Genomic DNA, 16653 nt, shown 5'->3' on the forward strand with positions numbered 1-16653 from the left:
TGGTCAACAAACGCTGGTCGCCCCAGAAACACCTACAGCTATAGCTGGTAGATGGGACTATGCCGAAAAGGAATGGAACGCTGCGTGTGAGAAAAGCAGCCGATGCCGCATTGCTACAGGCTTTTCGGCTATTTTGGCGCATATCATGCAGCGTGACCTGGCGCAGATTTTTTTCCTTTCGTCATCAGGAGTCGTCATACTGAGGCAATATCGCGTCATGGTGTTTGCCTGCGGGCAATGGCGCAGCATCGACTTCGCGTGAGGATTATTGTCCCGCGAACAGGATTAGGTCAGAGGGGGGCTGAAGTCATCCAGCCCGACTTACTTCATCGCTTACGGTAAAGGGATTTTTCACTTCGCCCGGCGGAAACAGCCAGCTGACCAGTTTTCACGGTTTCTTAATAAGAAGAGTATCGTTATGAAGAATATCAACCCGACTAAAACCGCTGCCTGGCAGGCGCTGCAGCAGCATTATGAACAAATCAAAGATGTGCAAATTGCTGACCTTTTCGCCGAGGATAGCCAGCGCTTTGCCGATTTTTCCGCCACCTTCGACGATCAGATGCTGGTGGATTATTCAAAAAACCGCATCACCCGCGAGACGCTAACCAGGCTGCATGCACTGGCGCGGGAGACCGATTTGCAAGGTGCCATTAAGGCAATGTTCTCCGGCGAAAAAATTAACCGCACTGAAGATCGCGCCGTGCTGCACGTTGCGTTGCGTAACCGCAGCAATAAGCCGATCCTGGTGGATGGCAAAGACGTGATGCCGGAAGTTAACGCGGTGCTGGAAAAAATGAAAGCCTTTTCCGAAAGCATTATCAGCGGTGAATGGAAGGGCTATACCGGCAAGGCCATTACCGATGTGGTGAATATCGGCATTGGCGGCTCCGACCTTGGCCCGTTCATGGTGACCGAAGCGCTGCGTCCTTTTAAAAATCACCTGACGATGCATTTTGTTTCCAACGTTGACGGCACCCATATTGCTGAAACGCTGAAGAAAACCGATCCCGAAACAACGCTGTTCCTCGTTGCTTCCAAAACCTTCACCACCCAGGAAACGATGACCAACGCCCACAGCGCGCGTGACTGGTTCCTGAAAACCGCCGCTGATGAGAAACACGTGGCGAAACATTTTGCCGCGCTGTCTACTAACGCTAAAGCGGTGGGTGATTTTGGCATCGACACCAATAACATGTTCGAATTCTGGGACTGGGTTGGCGGGCGCTATTCGCTGTGGTCGGCGATCGGCCTGTCTATTATTCTGTCGATCGGCTTTGATAACTTTGCCAAACTGCTGTCAGGCGCCCACGCCATGGACAAGCACTTTTCAGAAACCGAACTGGAAAAGAACCTGCCGGTACAGCTGGCGCTGATCGGCATCTGGTACAACAATTTCTTTGGCGCTGAGACCGAAGCAATCCTGCCTTACGACCAGTATATGCACCGCTTTGCCGCTTATTTCCAGCAGGGCAACATGGAGTCGAACGGCAAACATGTTGATCGCGACGGCAACCTGGTCTCCTGGCAGACCGGTCCGATCATCTGGGGTGAACCTGGCACTAATGGCCAGCATGCTTTCTATCAGCTGATTCATCAGGGCACTAAGCTTATCCCCTGTGATTTTATCGCCCCGGCGATTACCCACAATAAGCTCGGCGACCACCATGAAAAGCTGCTGTCGAACTTCTTTGCCCAGACCGAGGCGCTGGCCTTTGGTAAGTCAAAGGATGCAGTAGAGAAAGAGTTTGCTGATGCCGGCAAAGATCCGGCGACGCTGACGCACGTGGTGCCGTTTAAAGTGTTCGAGGGTAACCGGCCAACCAACTCTATTTTGCTGCGGGAAATCACGCCTTACAGTCTGGGGGCGCTGATTGCGCTCTATGAGCATAAAATTTTCACCCAGGGGGCAATTCTCGATATCTTCAGCTTTGATCAGTGGGGCGTTGAATTAGGCAAGCAGTTGGCAAATCGCATCCTGCCGGAGCTGAAAGGCAGTGAGCAGGTCGGCAGCCATGATGGATCAACGAATGGGCTGATTAATCGCTTTAAATCCTGGCGCTAAGCTGGCGCCGGCTATAATGATTAAGGCTAATTTAAAGCCAGCATTGATTTGCTGGCTTTTTTTTGCCGTTTTAGTTGTGTTGTGAACAATCAGGCATAATGCAGCTTGAATTTAGTGAGAATAATTCTTGTGTGGAGTTGCATTTATGCATATTGGAAAGGCAGGCCTGAGGATTGCGTTTGCCGGCCAGATGATATTGAACCTTGGTCTGATCGTGCTTGCGCTGATTTTAATCGTTTTTCTGGGGAAAGAGACCCTTTCCCTGGGCAACGTATTATTTCGCGCCCCGGAAGACAGCTCTTCATATCTGCTGGTTGAAGGGATCGTCACCTATTTTCTTTATTTTGAATTTATTGCGCTGATTGTGAAGTATTTCCAGTCTGGCTATCATTTCCCGCTGCGCTATTTTGTCTATATCAGCATTACCGCTATTATCAGATTAATTATTGTCGATCATGATAGCCCGGCCGATACGCTGTGTTATTCCGTTGCCATTCTGATTCTGATTGTTGCGCTGTGGCTGCTCAACAGTTCGCGGCTGCAACGTGAATAATTAGCGCGCCCAGGCGCGCGGCGGCGTTACACCGCCCGGCGCTTCAGTTACACTATGGCTCCGTTTTGACCGGAGAGAACTATGTCTCATCCCGCCCTGAACCAACTTTATGCGCTGTGCTGGTCAGATGCCGATAGCGCCGCGCCGCCAGAGGCGATAAGCAGCTGGCTGATGGAAGAGGACTCGATGACCCGCCGCTTTGAGCGCCACTGCCAGCGGGTTAGCGTCCGTATTTTGCGCGAAGAGTTTATCACTGCGCTCCAGGCCGGTGAGGAGCGTGCGCTGCTGCCTGAAGCGGAGCAGCGCTACTGGCTGCGTGAGATTTTACTCTGTGGTGACGACCAACCCTGGCTGGTCGGGCGAACGTTGGTGCCAGAGTCGACCTTAAACGGGCCGGAAAAAATGTTGCAGAATCTCGGCACCCGGCCCCTTGGACGCTATCTGTTTGCCAGTTCGACGCTGACGCGTGATTTCATCGACATCGGCCGCAGTGATGAACTATGGGGGCGGCGTTCGCGGCTCCGGCTTTCGGGCAAACCGCTGTTATTAACTGAGCTTTTTCTTCCCGCGTCACCGCTTTATTCTGAAGCGCTTTAACGGAGTTGCAGGCAATGGAAAACAGTTTACAAATGAGCAAATGGCAAGCGTACTGCCGCCTGATGCGCATTGATAAACCGATCGGCACCCTGCTGTTATTATGGCCTACCGGCTGGGCGCTATGGCTCTCCGGCCGATCGCTGCCGCCGCTGGATGTACTGGTGGTTTTCGTACTGGGCGTTTTTGTTATGCGTGCCGCGGGCTGCGTCATTAATGATTTTGCCGACCGTCATATTGACGGCCACGTAAAGCGCACCCGCGAGCGCCCGCTGGCGAGCGGCGCGGTCAGCGTCAAAGAGGCCAAAATTCTGTTTGCCGCGCTGGTCATTAGCGCTTTCCTGCTGGTCCTGACGATGAATAGCCTGACCATCTGGCTCTCTTTTGGCGGGCTGGCGCTGGCATCGCTCTATCCTTTTATGAAGCGCTATACCCATTTGCCACAGGTGGTATTGGGGGCGGCTTTCGGTTGGGCGATCCCAATGGCCTGGGCGGCGGTGAGCGACACTTTGCCGCTGGTCTGCTGGCTGCTATTTTTTGCCAATATCTGCTGGACCGTGGCTTACGACACGCTGTATGCCATGGTAGACCGGGACGACGATTTAAAGATCGGGGTAAAATCCACCGCCATTCTCTTCGGACGCTATGACAAACTGATCGTCTGTTTGTTGCAAATCGCGACCCTGCTGCTGCTGGTTACGGTCGGCGTTAAAATGCAGCTTAATGCTTTTTATTATACCGGCCTGCTGGTTGCCGCCGCGCTGTTTATTTATCAGCAAAAGTGCATTGCCGGGCGCGATCGTCAGGCCTGCTTCCTGGCTTTTCTCAATAATAACTACGTTGGGTTGGCTATCTTTGCTGGCATCGTCGCGGCGCTCATCCCCTGGGCATGATCGTATGTGATGGCGATGGGCGGCCGGCGGCTTAGCTCACCGCTGCCGGCACCTGACCGGGCTATCAGCCTGGGCGACCATTCCTTAACCATCACCGTATTGTTACCTTAATGCTGGCGCGTGTGGTACAAAGTACCATTCATTTTATCTCCTTCAGGGGCCGCACCGTGGGCTATTCCATCGATATCATCTCCTGTATTACCGATCGCTTTGTCGAGCTGACCGTGACCGAAAAGCGCATCGCGCAGTTTATCCTGGATGACGTGCAGTCTGCCTCGACGCTGCCTATCGCTGAAATGGCGCGGCTGACTGCAACCAGTCAGGCGTCTGTAACCCGATTTGCCCGCGCTATCGGCTGTAAAGATGTGCGTGAACTGAAGGTCAAGCTGGCGCAGTCGCTGGCGGTAGGTCAGCGCTTTATTCTCGATGTGCCCGATCTGGAAGGGGTTCAGGGCATTTATGAAACCATTATTAACGTACTGGACATCAACCGGCGAGCGCTGGAGCCGGAGGCGCTGAAAAAGGCGGTTGGGTGGCTAAGCGGCGCGCGGCAGATTCTGGCTATTGGTATGGGGGGCGGTTCAACCATCTGCGCCCAGGAGTTGCAGTTTCGCCTGTTTCGCCTTGGCCTGCCGGTAGTCAGCCAGAGCGACGGCCTGCTGGTCAGGATGATGTCAGCGTCGGTGGCGGCAAATGATATTGTCGTTGCCCTGTCTCTCGGCGGTTACTCGCCGGAGGTGGTAGAAAGCGTGTCTATCGCCCGACAGTATGGCGCAAAGGTGATTGCTATTACCCCGGAAGGGACGCCGCTGGCGCAGCAGTCGGATATGGTATTGCCGCTTATCGTACGGGAAAACGACTACATCTTTAAGCCAACGACCTCACGCTATGCGATGCTGGCGATGGTGGATGTACTGGCAACCGAGCTGGCAATGGCGAATAAAAGCCAGGCGAAAGACCGCCTGCGGCGAATTAAACTGGCGCTCGATAGCCACCGCGGCGGCGTTGATCGCCAGCCGCTGGGGGATTAGCGTTTATTCCCAGCGGCTAATGGACCTAATGTTATCTTAGCGGACGCTATCGGTGGTGCTTTTACCCAGCGCAACCGGCACCGCTTCCGGGCGGCTCTCACGCTCGCGGGTGATCATTTCCAGCGCTTCCTCGCGGCTCATCCTGCTGGCCGGCGTCACCAGGGTGATTAACACCGCACATATCAGGCTGGCCAACACTGACGGCACGCAGGGGTTGCCCCAGTAGCTCATCCAGCTGTCATTCGCCAGCATGACCATTGAGGTCCCGGCGCCGCCGAGCAGCGCGGCCAAAGCGCCCTGCCAGTTAAAACGCGTCCAGAAGCGACCAAGCATTGAGCAGATAAACAAGCCGGACATGATCATTGAGATCATCTTGGTGATGTAGCTGATGATGTCGTTAGAGGTCAGGGCGAACAGCAGCGCCAGGCCGATGACCAGTACCAGAAACAGGCGCGACAGGCGGATTGCTTTCTCCGGCGCGGGCATGTGGCCGGTGATCAAGGTATAGAGATCGCGCAGCATAATTGAAACCGCCGCAATAGCATCTGAACTACCGGATGACATGTTCGCCGACATCCCGGCAATAAGCACGGCCATTGCCAGCACTGGCGGCAGTACCTGGGTTGCAAACAGGAAAGCGAAGCCGCTATTTTCCAGATGCGGGTCCATCGTCCAGGCGGCCATGCCGATAATTGCCGGCAGGAATGAGAAGCCGAGATAGAGCAGGCCGGTAACGGTAAACGATTTGCGCACCGTGGCAACGGATTTGGCTGAGTAAATACGCTGACGATACGACGGCGTCGCCAGCACTCCGACGCCAATCACCATCGCCAGTGAAAGGGCGGGCAGAACGCCAAGTTTATCTACCGCAAACAGGCTACGGGCGGCAGGGTCAACCGCCTGCTGAATATGGCTCCAGCCGCCGACGTGATGGACTGCCAGCACCGCCATCAGGATAAAGCCAACGAACAAAATTAACGATTGTACGGTGTCGATCCAGACCACGGCTGAATAGCCACCGATGCCGACATACACAATAAACGCTGCGGCGATAATGATTTTTGCCATATTAATATCGATACCGCTGGCCCAGGCAAGGTATAAGCCGCCGCCTAAAATATGGGCGCCGAGCCAGCCAATAGAGGCGATGAAAATTAATATCGCCACGATATTCTTAATTATTTTGCTGCCGCCGGTGTAATAGGATATTTCCTCGCTCATGGTCATAAAGCGCAGTTTACGTACCGGCGCGAAAAGCCAGGCTACCAGTAAAATACCAGCCGCGCCGCCCAGACCGTAAAGCATTCCCGCCCAGCCGTTGGTGTAACCGAAGCCAACCGCGCCGACGCTTGAGCCGGTGCCGACCATGGTGCCAACGGTGGAGCCCAGGGTTAGTATCAGCGGCAGAGAGCGGCCACCCAATAAAAAGTCATCACCGTTTTTTTGATGGCGCGAAACATACCAGCCGAGAAAAATCATCGCGCAAGCATATATTCCAAACCAGATAAGAAAAGAAATATTATTCATGGCTCGCTTCCAGACAATAATCAGTTAATTGAACGGCTCCTGAAAAATGGCACAGGAAGCCCACTGGCACGCGCAAATATCAGTGCCGAATTTTATGCCATCTATTCTGTTTAGTTATTGGCTGGAGCGTCGTCGGTTCGCTCCACCCTTGCGACAGGCGGGTTATGCTTTGTTAACCCGCCCGAAGCGCTTACTTGGTTCGCTCTGCGTTATAGCAGGTTACATCCACTTCTACTTTACAATCGACAACCAGGTCCGCCACGCAGCAAACCCGGGCCGGAGGATGCTCTCCGAAGAACTCGCGAAAAACCTTATTAAAAGATTGAAAGTAGCGGGCGTCGGTGAGGAAAACCTTCACGTGCACCACGTCTGCCAGGCCGTAACCTGCTGCGGTCATGATGTCCAGACAGTTCTGAATGGCGAGGCGGGACTGCTCAATAATACCGCCCTCTACCACCTCACCCTCTTTCATTGGCGTCTGGCCGGAAACATACAGCCAGCCGGCAGCTTCCACTGCTTTAGCGAACGGCAAATGTTGGCCCCCGGTGCCGGTGCTGCCATCGACGCCATAACGTTTAATGCTCATTTTTGCTCCTTATGTGTTTTCACCCGGCGTAAAAAACGTCCGGCGCGGCCAGTTACCGTCTGGCCCTGACCGTAACTTAATACGCCGTTTACCATCACCGCTTCAATGCCAGCCGCCGGCTGTTTCGGATCGCTGAAGCTTGCTACATCGCGCACGGTTGCCGGATCGAACAGAACCAAATCCGCATAGTAGCCGCATTTAAGCAGGCCGCGTTCGGGCAGCTGGAATCGCGCTGCCGACATGCCGGTCATTTTATGGATTGCCGTGGTCAACGGAAACAGCTTCTCATCTCGGCTGTAATGACCCAGTACCCGGGGAAAGGCGCCCCAAAGGCGGGGATGCGGCATCGGATCGTTCGGCAGGCCGTCGGAACCAATCATCGTCACCGGGTAGCGCATTACGCGCCTCACATCCTGCTCGTCCATGTTGTAGTAAATCGCCCCGGCGGGCATCAGTAATTCGCCGGCCTGGTGAAGTGACATCGACCAGCTTTGCGCAATTTGCTTCAGCGACTGGCCCGCCACCTCCGGATGCGGCTGCGACCAGGTGATGATGATGTCGAATTCATCGGTAATTTGCTTCATATCCAGCGTTGAGGAGCTGGCTGAATAGGGATAGCAGTCGCAGGATACATCCTGCTGCTCGCGCACTTTATCGAACAGCTTCAGCGTTTCTACGGTGCGGCCCCAGTTTTTTGCACCGGCGCACTTATGGTGCGAAACCACCACCGGCACTTTGCCGTGTCGGCCAATACGAAATGCCTCGTCCAGCGCATCGAGAATAGGCTCAAATTCGGAGCGCAGGTGCGTGGTATAAACGCCATTTTCCTCTGCCAGCTCTTCAGCCAGCGCCATCACCTCTTCGGTGGTTGACTGGAAGGCGCTGGCGTAGGCCAGACCGGTACTGAGTCCCAACGCGCCCTGCTGCAGCGCCAGCTTTAACTGCGCGCGCATCGCGCTGATTTCCTGTGGGCTGGCGGCACGAAACAGATCGTCCATATGATTGTTACGCAGCGCCGTGTGGCCGATCAGCGTGCCAACGTTGATTGCCGGACGGGCCTGCGCGACCGCATGGGCATAGTCTTCCACCGTCGGATAAGCAAAATGCTGCGCTTCGCCGAGCAGGTTCATCGGGTCCGGTACCTGGCCTTTAATGGTGGCGCACGCGGCACTGATGCCGCAGTTGCCGACGATCACCGTGGTTACGCCCTGACTGATTTTCGGCAGATACTCCGGTATGCGGATAACGTTAATGTCGTCATGGGTATGTACGTCGATAAAACCCGGCGCCAGTACGCGACCGCTGCCGTCGATTTCATGCTGTGCTTCACTGCTGATGGAGGGTGCGATTTGCGCAATACGATCGTCTTGTATCGCGACATCGGCACGGTACTCCGGGCCACCGGAACCGTCGATAACAGTGACGTTCCTGAACAGATAGTCAAACTTCATGTATCCGATACCCCCCATTGTGGTCTGGGTTAAAGTTAACCATTTACAGGAGGTGAAAACAGTGGAAAACTACACAAAGTTCATATGAAATTATGATACTTTTATTCATTGATATAATAATTTATAAATTAATGTTTTTATTTTCATGTTGTTATAAAAGATACTTGTTTTATTGTGTGGATAAAACTGTGGAGTAAATGTGTTATGAAATATCATGAAGATAACCTCGTACCCCATAAAGCCGCCCTGATTAATCCCGCTGCGAACGTGGTTAATGAAGACGTCTGCCTGCCGGCGGCGCTGATTAAAAAATCTGCGCTGGAGAATAATATTCGCTGGATGCAGCACTATGCGGATACGCGCGGCGTTTCTCTTGCGCCGCACGGCAAAACCACCATGACGCCCTGGATTTTCCAGCAGCAGCAGCAGGCGGGTGCCTGGGCGATCGGCGTCGGTAGCGCCTGGCAGGCCAGTATTGCGATGGCCAGCGGGATTAAGCGGGTGCTGATGGTGAATCAGCTGGTTGGCAAGGCGAACCTGACGCTTATCGCACGACTGAAACAAAAATATCCCGATATCGATTATCTCTGCTGCGTGGATAGTATCGCCAACGCCCAGGCGCTCTCGGCGTTTTTTAACGCGCAGGGACAAACGCTGGACGTGCTGATTGAGCTGGGCGTGACGGGCGGTCGTTGTGGCTGTCGCTCCGCTGCCCAGGCGCTGGAACTGGCGGAGAGCATTTCCGGACTGCCGGGTCTGCGGCTGCGCGGTCTGGAATTGTATGAAGGGGTGCTTCACGGCGACAATCCGCAACCGGCGGTAGAAGCATTGCTGCGCGATGCCGCGGCGCTGGCTTGCCAGCTTGAGCGGTTTGTTGACGGGGAGTTTTTGCTCACCGGTGCGGGTTCGGTATGGTACGACGTGGTATGTAACGTCTGGCTGGCGGCGCCGAAGCCGGCTAACTGCCGCATAGCGATTCGGCCTGGCTGCTACATCACGCACGACAAAGGTATTTATCAGCAAGCGCAGGACGCGCTGATGGCAAGAGATAGCAGTGCCTGTGATGCTGGCGGTGATTTGGTTTCTGCGCTGGAGCTGGCCGCGCTGGTGCAATCGGTGCCGGAAGCCGATCGCGCTATCGTTAATTTCGGTAAACGAGACAGCGCCTTTGATGCCGGCCTGCCACAGCCGATTGCTCACTATCGCCAGGGCAAAGCGTTGCCTGCGCCCACGGCGTTGATGGAAACCGTGGGTATTATGGACCAGCACGCGATGCTGAAGTTAAAACCCGGCGCGCAGCTGCAGGTAGGCGATGTTTTGCTGTTCAGTACCTCGCATCCCTGCCTGACCTTCGACAAGTGGCAGGCGCTGCTGCTGGTGGATGATAATTATAACGTGCTGGCTGAGTTAGCAACGGCGTTTTAACGGCCAGGCTGGCGCATGTAAGGCGAGGGTGGGCGCCGGTTTTTTCATCTCACTGGCAGCGGTGGGCGTGAGCGCAGAGATAACGTTTCCGCTCCGGCGCGCCCCGCTGCGGGGCGCGCCGGATTAGTCGGTTTCAACTGGCGCTTTACTCGTTCGGCTCGGCTGGCGGCTGTGACATATCGGTCAGTTGTAGCGGTTCGCCAGTGGAGGCGGCGCTTTCAATCGTCATACGCACATCCTGCAATATCAGGTCGGCCAGCATCAGATAAACCTGCTGGGTTTGATTGACCTGCGCATCACCCGAGTCGCTGATATAGCCTTCATCGCGCAGCTTCAGCACTAAAGAGCTGAACACTGCTTTATCAAAAAATTCCGGCGCGTTGATGCCATGTAGCACCGACAGGCGCTGCGCCAGCGTGCGACTCTCTTTTTCCAGCGTGCCACGATTAATGGCGGGGTTATCGCTGAGGATGGCGAAGGTGATGGCATAGCGCTGCAGCGTTTCACGCACTCCGGCGGCCAGCAGCTGAAGGGTACGCAGGCGCGCATTGCTGATTCGCACCTTGTCGCCTTCAATTCGCAGTAGCTCCTGGCGGCCCATTTCGTCGATTAACGCCGCCAGCAGCTCAGGCAGCGCCTCTTTTTCCCAGCGCAGGAACAGTTCGCTTTTCAGCATCGGATAAAGCACGCTGACCTGGCGCAACAATTCCTCGCGGCTGATCTGGCGATGCTGCATGACGATGGCTGCCAGCAGCGACGGAATGACCAGCATATGGTGAATATTGTTGCGGTAATAGGTCATCAACACCGCTTGCTCGCGCGGCAGAACAATAATCTCGCCGAAATTGTCCTGTTCGATGTCGAATTTATTCATGCCGATGGCGTGTTCCAGCATGGCTTCCGGCGTGGCATCCGGCACCGTGGAGTGCTCGGAGTAGGGCACGTTACGCAGTAATTCCTGGTAACAAGCAAGCTGCTCGGTAAGCTGTTCACGGGTTAGTGAACGCTGGCGTGAAGCCAGCAGCGCGGTCACGCAGAGGTTCATCGCGTTTGCGGCGCCGGCATTATTAATCCGCACCATGACTTTTTGCGCAATGTCATTCACCGCTGGCATCAGCCAGGCCGGTCGCTGCGCTTCTATCGGATCGATGGCTTCGCGCCATTCCGGTACCTGTTTGTTCAGGTAACTCACCAAAGGCAGAGGCTCGCCAAAGTTAACGTAGCCCTGGCCGAGGTTACGCAGCTTGCGCAAACCGCGCAGCATCTGCATAAAGCCTTCTTTCTCTTTGGCCGCACCGCGTAGCTCTTTGGCGTAGGTGCCTACTTCCATTACGTGCTCATAACCAATGAATATTGGCACCAGAGTAATCGGGCGATTGCCGCCGCGCAGCATCGCCTGAATAGTCATCGACAGCGTGCCGGTTTTAGGATCGAGCAGCCGTCCGGTGCGCGAGCGGCCGCCTTCCATAAAATATTCCACCGAGTAGCCGCGATTAAACAGCTCGCCTAAATATTCACGAAAGACCGTGGAGTAAAGCTTATTGCCTTTGAAGGTCCGGCGGATAAAAAAGGCGCCCAGATGGCGGAAAATGGGCCCGGCAGGCCAGAAGTTCAGGTTGATACCGGCAGCGATATGCGGGGGAACCAGTCCCTGATGATAAATAACGTATGAGAGCAGCAGGTAGTCCATATGGCTGCGGTGGCAGGGAACGTAGACCAGCTCATGGCCATCCTGCGCCAGCTGACGGATGCGCTCTGCGCCGCTGACGTTGATTCCTTTATAAAGGCGGCTCCAGGTCCAGCCCATGACCCGATCGGTGATGCGAATCGCTTCATAGGTAAAATCGGCGGCAATTTCTTCCATCATCTCGACGGCAGCCTGCTGCGCTTTATCGTGAGAGATTTTTTTACTGCGCGCCTCATCTTCCACCGCTTTGGCGATGGCTTTTGATTGCAGCAATCTGACAAATAGATCGTGGCGAACCGGCAGGCGCGGTCCTACCGCAGCCAGGCGCTGACGGGCAAAGTGCATGCGCGCTACGCGAGCCAGCTTTTGTGCGATGGTTTTGTCGGTGCCGTGCTCGGTCGCCATGTAGCGCAGCGAAACGATGGCGGAAAAGCGAACGAAGCTGTCGCGGCCAAGCCATAATACGGCGAAGAATTTTTGCACGCCGTTGAGCACGCGCAGGTGCGGCTGCGGCTGGCCCTGAATTTCCCGGCCTGGCGCACGGCCAAACATCACCGAAACCGGTATCATCTGGACATCCAGCTCGGGATTACTGCGGTGCAGGTCGAGATAATCGTGGAATAGCTTCACCGATTCCAGATTAGGGACGAAATAGGGAAAAACCCGCGGACCATCGTGAATAAAAACGTAGCGCGGCAGCTCGGCGCCGTCGGTTTCCAGCGGTTCCAGCGGATCGGGTAAATCGTGTTTGCGGCATTCGGCGCGCAGCGTCAGCAAATCGACCTTGGAATCGTACGGCAGTACGTACATGATGGGGCGAGAACGATCCAGCCCCAGTTCAGCAAGCGGATCTGCCGGAATCGCTTTACTTTTTACCAGGAATTTTAACGGAATATTCAGTAAGTTATAATATAGTTTACGCCAACCTGACATAGACAAAATAAAGCCTCTTGTTAGCAAAGCGTCGCAAGCATACCAGAAAGCGGCGAGTAAATCTGTTGGTGTGCATGATGTGCATCATCGAACATGGACGCTAAATTCTTCAAAGGGTTCCCTATTTATGGCAAATAACACGACAGGTCTGAGGCGCATTGTTAAAGCCGCAGGCTATTCATGGCAGGGTCTGCGGGCCGCGTGGCGCAACGAAGCGGCATTTCGCCAGGAGGCCATCGTCGCGGCCGCTGCAATCATCATCGCTTGCTGGCTGAACGTTGATGCGCTAACCCGGGTACTGCTGATAGGCTCGGTGGTGCTGATTATCATCGTTGAGATCCTCAATAGCGCGCTTGAAGCGGTAGTGGACCGCATTGGCAGCGAGATTCACCCGCTGGCCGGCAGAGCGAAAGATCTTGGCTCGGCTGCCGTACTGCTGACCATCTTACTCGCGCTTTTCGTCTGGCTGACATTACTCTGGCCATAGCTGAGAACCCGCTTCCAGATATTGAGGTCGCTCGACGATTAGTGCAATTTTAAGTTTTCATCCGCTAAATAGCTGTATATACTCACAGTCAACTGTATAAACAACCAGGGGGCAGGATGAAAGCGTTAACCGCAAGGCAGCAGCAGGTCTTTGACCTGATACGGGAACATATTAATCAGACAGGAATGCCCCCAACCCGCGCTGAAATTGCCCGGCAGCTGGGTTTCCGCTCGCCGAATGCGGCCGAAGAGCATCTCAAGGCGCTGGCCCGTAAAGGCGTCATCGAGATTGTATCCGGCGCGTCACGTGGCATCCGTCTGCTGCAAGAGGAAGAAGAAGATCCGGGCCTGCCGCTGATTGGCCGCGTCGCCGCTGGCGAACCTCTGCTGGCCGAGCAGCACATCGAAGGGCATTACCAGGTTGATGCCAGCCTGTTTAAACCCCACGCGGACTTTTTACTGCGCGTTAGCGGCATGTCGATGAAAGACATTGGCATTATGGATGGCGACCTGCTGGCGGTGCATAAAACCCAGGACGTGCGTAACGGTCAGGTGGTTGTGGCGCGTATTGATGATGAAGTCACGGTGAAGCGTTTGCAAAAGCAGGGGAATACCGTGCAGCTTCTGCCGGAAAACAGTGAGTTCAAACCGATTGTGGTTGACGTTCGCCAACAGGATTTAACCATCGAAGGGCTGGCCGTTGGCGTGATCCGTAACGGCAACTGGCTGTAGCGCATTGCCGACGCAGCGTCGCTTTTCTCTTCTTAATCTCACCACCACCCGTTCGGGCGGTGGTGGCTTTATTTAGCCAACTCTGCGCTCATGGGTTTTTTCTCTTCGGCGGATAAGCAGCTGTGGCTGCTGGCGCTGCCAATGATCCTCTCTAATATCACGGTACCCGTGCTGGGACTGGTGGATACGGCAGTCATCGGCCATCTCGACAGCGCTGTCTATCTTGGTGGCGTTGCGGTGGGAACAACGGCGACTAATCTGCTGTTTATGCTGCTGTTATTTTTACGCATGAGCACCACCGGGCTGACCGCGCAGGCATATGGCGCTGGCAACAAACCAGCTCTGGCGCGGGCGCTGGTGCAGCCGCTGTTAATGGCGATGATTGCCGGCACCGTTTTACTGGCGCTGAAAACGCCGCTGACGTGGCTGGCGGTTAACGTAGTCGGGGGTAACGATCAGGTATTACATCAGGCTGCCGCCTTCATGCATATTCGTTGGATAAGCGCCCCGGCGACGCTGGCAAATATGGTGCTATTAGGCTGGTTGCTCGGCGTACAGTATGCACGCGCGCCGGTGATTTTGCTGGTGATCGGCAACCTGGTTAATATTTTGCTCGACCTGTGGTTTGTTCCGGTACTCGGCTGGGGCGTGAGAGGCGCGGCGGCGGCTACGGTGATTGCTGAATACAGCACGCTCGGCATAGGGCTGGTGATGGTGTGGCATGTCCTGCGGCTGCGCGGCGTAGCCCGCCAGCTGCTGCGCCGGGCCTGGCGCGGCAGCTATGGCTATCTGCTACGGCTGAACCGCGACATTATGCTGCGTTCGCTGATGCTGCAGCTCTGTATGGCATCGTTGACGGTAATCGGCGCCCGGCTCGGCAGCGACATTGTGGCGGCCAACGCGGTGCTGCTGATGTTTCTGACGTTTACCGCTTATGCCCTCGACGGATTTGCCTATGCCGTCGAGGCCTGCTCCGGCGAGGCCGTGGGCGCCAGGGACCCCAGCAGGCTGTTGCATGTCTGGCACGCCGCCTGTCGCCAGGCCGGGCTGCTGGCCCTGCTTTTTTCGCTATTATACTTTGCCGCCGGATCTCACATCGTCGCATTGCTTACCTCGCTGCCAGCCGTCCAGCTACAGGCCGGGCACTTTCTCGGCTGGCAGGCTATTTTACCGCTGGCGGGCGTCTGGTGTTTTCTGCTGGATGGTATGTTTATTGGTGCGACCCGCGCCAGAGATATGCGTAATAGCATGGCGATCGCGATGCTGGGTTTTGCTTTGACGCTGCTGACCATTCCTCTGTGGGGCAATCACGGCCTTTGGCTGGCTGTTACGGTGTTTTTATTGCTCAGGGGCGCTGCGCTCTGGTGGGTCTGGCGCCGGGAATGGCACCACGGTCGCTGGTTTAACTACGCCTGACTGATGAGCGTCTTTCACCGGCGCGATCCTTATCCTCTGCTATAATTAACTTATTCCAGAAATTGGATTAGTGAATCGTATCATTTATTGGTTCATTACAAGACGATAGCACCATGATGTTCCCCTTAATAGCAAAGGAGATACGGAATGAATAAGGATGAAGCTCGCGGTAACTGGAAAGAATTCAAAGGTAAAGTGAAAGAGAAATGGGGCAAGCTAACCGATGATGATATGCAGGTCATCGAAGGTAAGCGCGATCAGCTGGTTGGTAAAATCCAATCGCGCTACGGTTATGAAAAAGATCGGGCCGAAAAAGAAGTCAGTGACTGGGAACGTAGCAACGGTCACCACTGGTAAATCTTACCCCGGCAATTCAGGACAACGCTCCTACCCCTGGCACAAGGAACGTGCCGCCCCAACTCGCTATTTACCGCGTTTTTTGGCCACTACGCTGTGATCGTGCTGGCAGCTGTCCTGCTGCACGCAGGCTTCAATCTCTGAGCAGTTGGCACACAGCCCGTGCGCCTCAATGACCATATGGCGTAAAGCAAATCCCTCTTTCAACGCCAGCGCGGCGATAATTGCTTCAAGGCCTTCCGCATGCTGCTCGGCGACGGTGCCGCAACGCTGGCAAATCAACATGGCTGAGGTGTGGGCTGGCCCTTCAAAGTGATGGCAGACCATATAGCTATTGGTGGATTCCACGCGATGGATGAAGCCCTGCTCCAGCAGAAAATCCAGCGCGCGGTAGATAGTCGGGGGTTTAGCCTGAGGTTCTGAGGCGCGAAGCAGATCCAGTAAATCATAGGCGCTGATAGCGCCGTTCTGCTGCGTCATTAAGCGGAGAACCTCCATACGCTGCGGCGTCATGCGTACGTTACGCTGCTGACAAAGCTTTTCCGCCTGTCCAAGAATGTGTTCAGCACTTAACGTAGCCATCATTTCTCCTGCCTTACGCTGATTACAGACGTTATTTTATCACAATTTTTCGCTAAGCACTGGGTAAAGCGCGGGCGCTGCTTTGAGCTTACATCTGGCGCTTTTTTACAGTTATAACTGGCATTATTGTGGATCGCATATGTTCAGATTAAATAACCTTAATAGTGATCTGCTCAGCGTTATAAAAATAATTTGTGAAGCATTGCTAATGCAATTTGCCGGAATGTGCCCCTGAGTCTAGGGTTAATTGGGGTTTAATGGTTTATGGCTTCTGATGTTTATTGTGAGCCTGTGATTTATTAGCCCGTGAATAAATTAATGAAATTATCAATCAA

15 protein-coding genes are annotated in these 16653 nt (G+C 54.7%); 10 read left to right on the plus strand and 5 right to left on the minus strand.

What is annotated here, in order from left to right; translation table 11 throughout:
* Positions 1 to 418 precede the first annotated feature (418 nt).
* The 5 genes from pgi to BTJ39_RS00110 all read left to right on the plus strand — a co-directional run bounded on the left by pgi (position 419) and on the right by BTJ39_RS00110 (position 5136).
* The gene (gene pgi, locus BTJ39_RS00090; protein WP_078000630.1) at positions 419 to 2065 is read left to right on the plus strand and encodes a glucose-6-phosphate isomerase; all 1647 of its coding nucleotides are present in this window, start codon (positions 419 to 421) and stop codon (positions 2063 to 2065) included.
* Positions 2066 to 2210: 145 nt separating this feature from the next.
* Positions 2211 to 2618, plus strand: coding sequence for a phosphate-starvation-inducible protein PsiE (gene psiE, locus BTJ39_RS00095; RefSeq protein ID WP_078000631.1), 408 nt, complete (start codon positions 2211 to 2213; stop codon positions 2616 to 2618).
* A gap of 81 nt (positions 2619 to 2699) precedes the next feature.
* Positions 2700 to 3215: a chorismate lyase gene (gene ubiC, locus BTJ39_RS00100; protein WP_078000632.1), complete on the plus strand. Its 516-nt coding sequence runs from the start codon at positions 2700 to 2702 to the stop codon at positions 3213 to 3215.
* A 14-nt stretch (positions 3216 to 3229) separates the two neighbouring features.
* Positions 3230 to 4105, plus strand: coding sequence for a 4-hydroxybenzoate octaprenyltransferase (gene ubiA, locus BTJ39_RS00105; protein ID WP_078000633.1), 876 nt, complete (start codon positions 3230 to 3232; stop codon positions 4103 to 4105).
* A 167-nt stretch (positions 4106 to 4272) separates the two neighbouring features.
* On the plus strand, positions 4273 to 5136 hold the full coding sequence (locus BTJ39_RS00110) for a MurR/RpiR family transcriptional regulator (RefSeq protein WP_078000634.1): 864 nt from the start codon (positions 4273 to 4275) through the stop codon (positions 5134 to 5136).
* A 36-nt stretch (positions 5137 to 5172) separates the two neighbouring features.
* On the opposite strand, the gene BTJ39_RS00115 is transcribed toward BTJ39_RS00110, so the two are convergent.
* From BTJ39_RS00115 to BTJ39_RS00125, 3 genes are all read right to left on the minus strand, one after another.
* Entirely contained in the window at positions 5173 to 6663 is a 1491-nt protein-coding gene (locus BTJ39_RS00115) for a sodium:solute symporter family protein (RefSeq protein WP_078000635.1), read from the minus strand.
* Positions 6664 to 6853: 190 nt separating this feature from the next.
* A complete protein-coding gene (locus BTJ39_RS00120; protein WP_078000636.1) occupies positions 6854 to 7249 on the minus strand; it encodes a RidA family protein in 396 nt (131 codons plus the stop codon).
* Positions 7246 to 8700, minus strand: coding sequence for an N-acyl-D-amino-acid deacylase family protein (locus BTJ39_RS00125; RefSeq protein WP_078000637.1), 1455 nt, complete (start codon positions 8698 to 8700; stop codon positions 7246 to 7248). Before BTJ39_RS00125 ends, BTJ39_RS00120 begins: the two co-directional genes overlap by 4 nt.
* Before the next feature lie 204 nt (positions 8701 to 8904).
* Between BTJ39_RS00125 and BTJ39_RS00130 the strand changes: the two genes are divergently transcribed.
* Positions 8905 to 10125, plus strand: a complete 1221-nt coding sequence (locus BTJ39_RS00130) for an amino acid deaminase (RefSeq protein WP_078000638.1) — start codon at positions 8905 to 8907, stop codon at positions 10123 to 10125.
* 145 nt (positions 10126 to 10270) lie between these two features.
* Here BTJ39_RS00130 and plsB read toward each other — a convergent pair whose 3' ends face one another.
* Positions 10271 to 12745, minus strand: a complete 2475-nt coding sequence (gene plsB / locus BTJ39_RS00135) for a glycerol-3-phosphate 1-O-acyltransferase PlsB (protein ID WP_078000639.1) — start codon at positions 12743 to 12745, stop codon at positions 10271 to 10273.
* A gap of 127 nt (positions 12746 to 12872) precedes the next feature.
* Between plsB and BTJ39_RS00140 the strand changes: the two genes are divergently transcribed.
* The 4 genes from BTJ39_RS00140 (at position 12873) to BTJ39_RS00155 (ending at position 15736) form a co-directional block, all read left to right on the plus strand.
* Positions 12873 to 13232, plus strand: coding sequence for a diacylglycerol kinase (locus BTJ39_RS00140; RefSeq protein WP_078000640.1), 360 nt, complete (start codon positions 12873 to 12875; stop codon positions 13230 to 13232).
* A 116-nt stretch (positions 13233 to 13348) separates the two neighbouring features.
* Positions 13349 to 13963 carry a transcriptional repressor LexA gene (gene lexA / locus BTJ39_RS00145; RefSeq protein ID WP_078000641.1) on the plus strand — a complete coding sequence of 205 codons (615 nt, stop codon included), beginning with the start codon at positions 13349 to 13351 and terminating at the stop codon, positions 13961 to 13963.
* Between the two features lie 90 nt (positions 13964 to 14053).
* The gene (gene dinF, locus BTJ39_RS00150) at positions 14054 to 15379 is read left to right on the plus strand and encodes an MATE family efflux transporter DinF (RefSeq protein ID WP_078000642.1); all 1326 of its coding nucleotides are present in this window, start codon (positions 14054 to 14056) and stop codon (positions 15377 to 15379) included.
* Positions 15380 to 15526: 147 nt separating this feature from the next.
* Entirely contained in the window at positions 15527 to 15736 is a 210-nt protein-coding gene (locus BTJ39_RS00155; protein WP_078000643.1) for a CsbD family protein, read from the plus strand.
* A gap of 66 nt (positions 15737 to 15802) precedes the next feature.
* On the opposite strand, the gene zur is transcribed toward BTJ39_RS00155, so the two are convergent.
* Positions 15803 to 16318, minus strand: coding sequence for a zinc uptake transcriptional repressor Zur (zur, locus tag BTJ39_RS00160; protein WP_078000644.1), 516 nt, complete (start codon positions 16316 to 16318; stop codon positions 15803 to 15805).
* Positions 16319 to 16653 lie beyond the last annotated feature (335 nt).

The sequence above is a fragment of the Izhakiella australiensis genome (genome assembly GCF_002006995.1).
GTDB classification, from domain to species: Bacteria; Pseudomonadota; Gammaproteobacteria; order Enterobacterales; family Enterobacteriaceae; genus Izhakiella; species Izhakiella australiensis.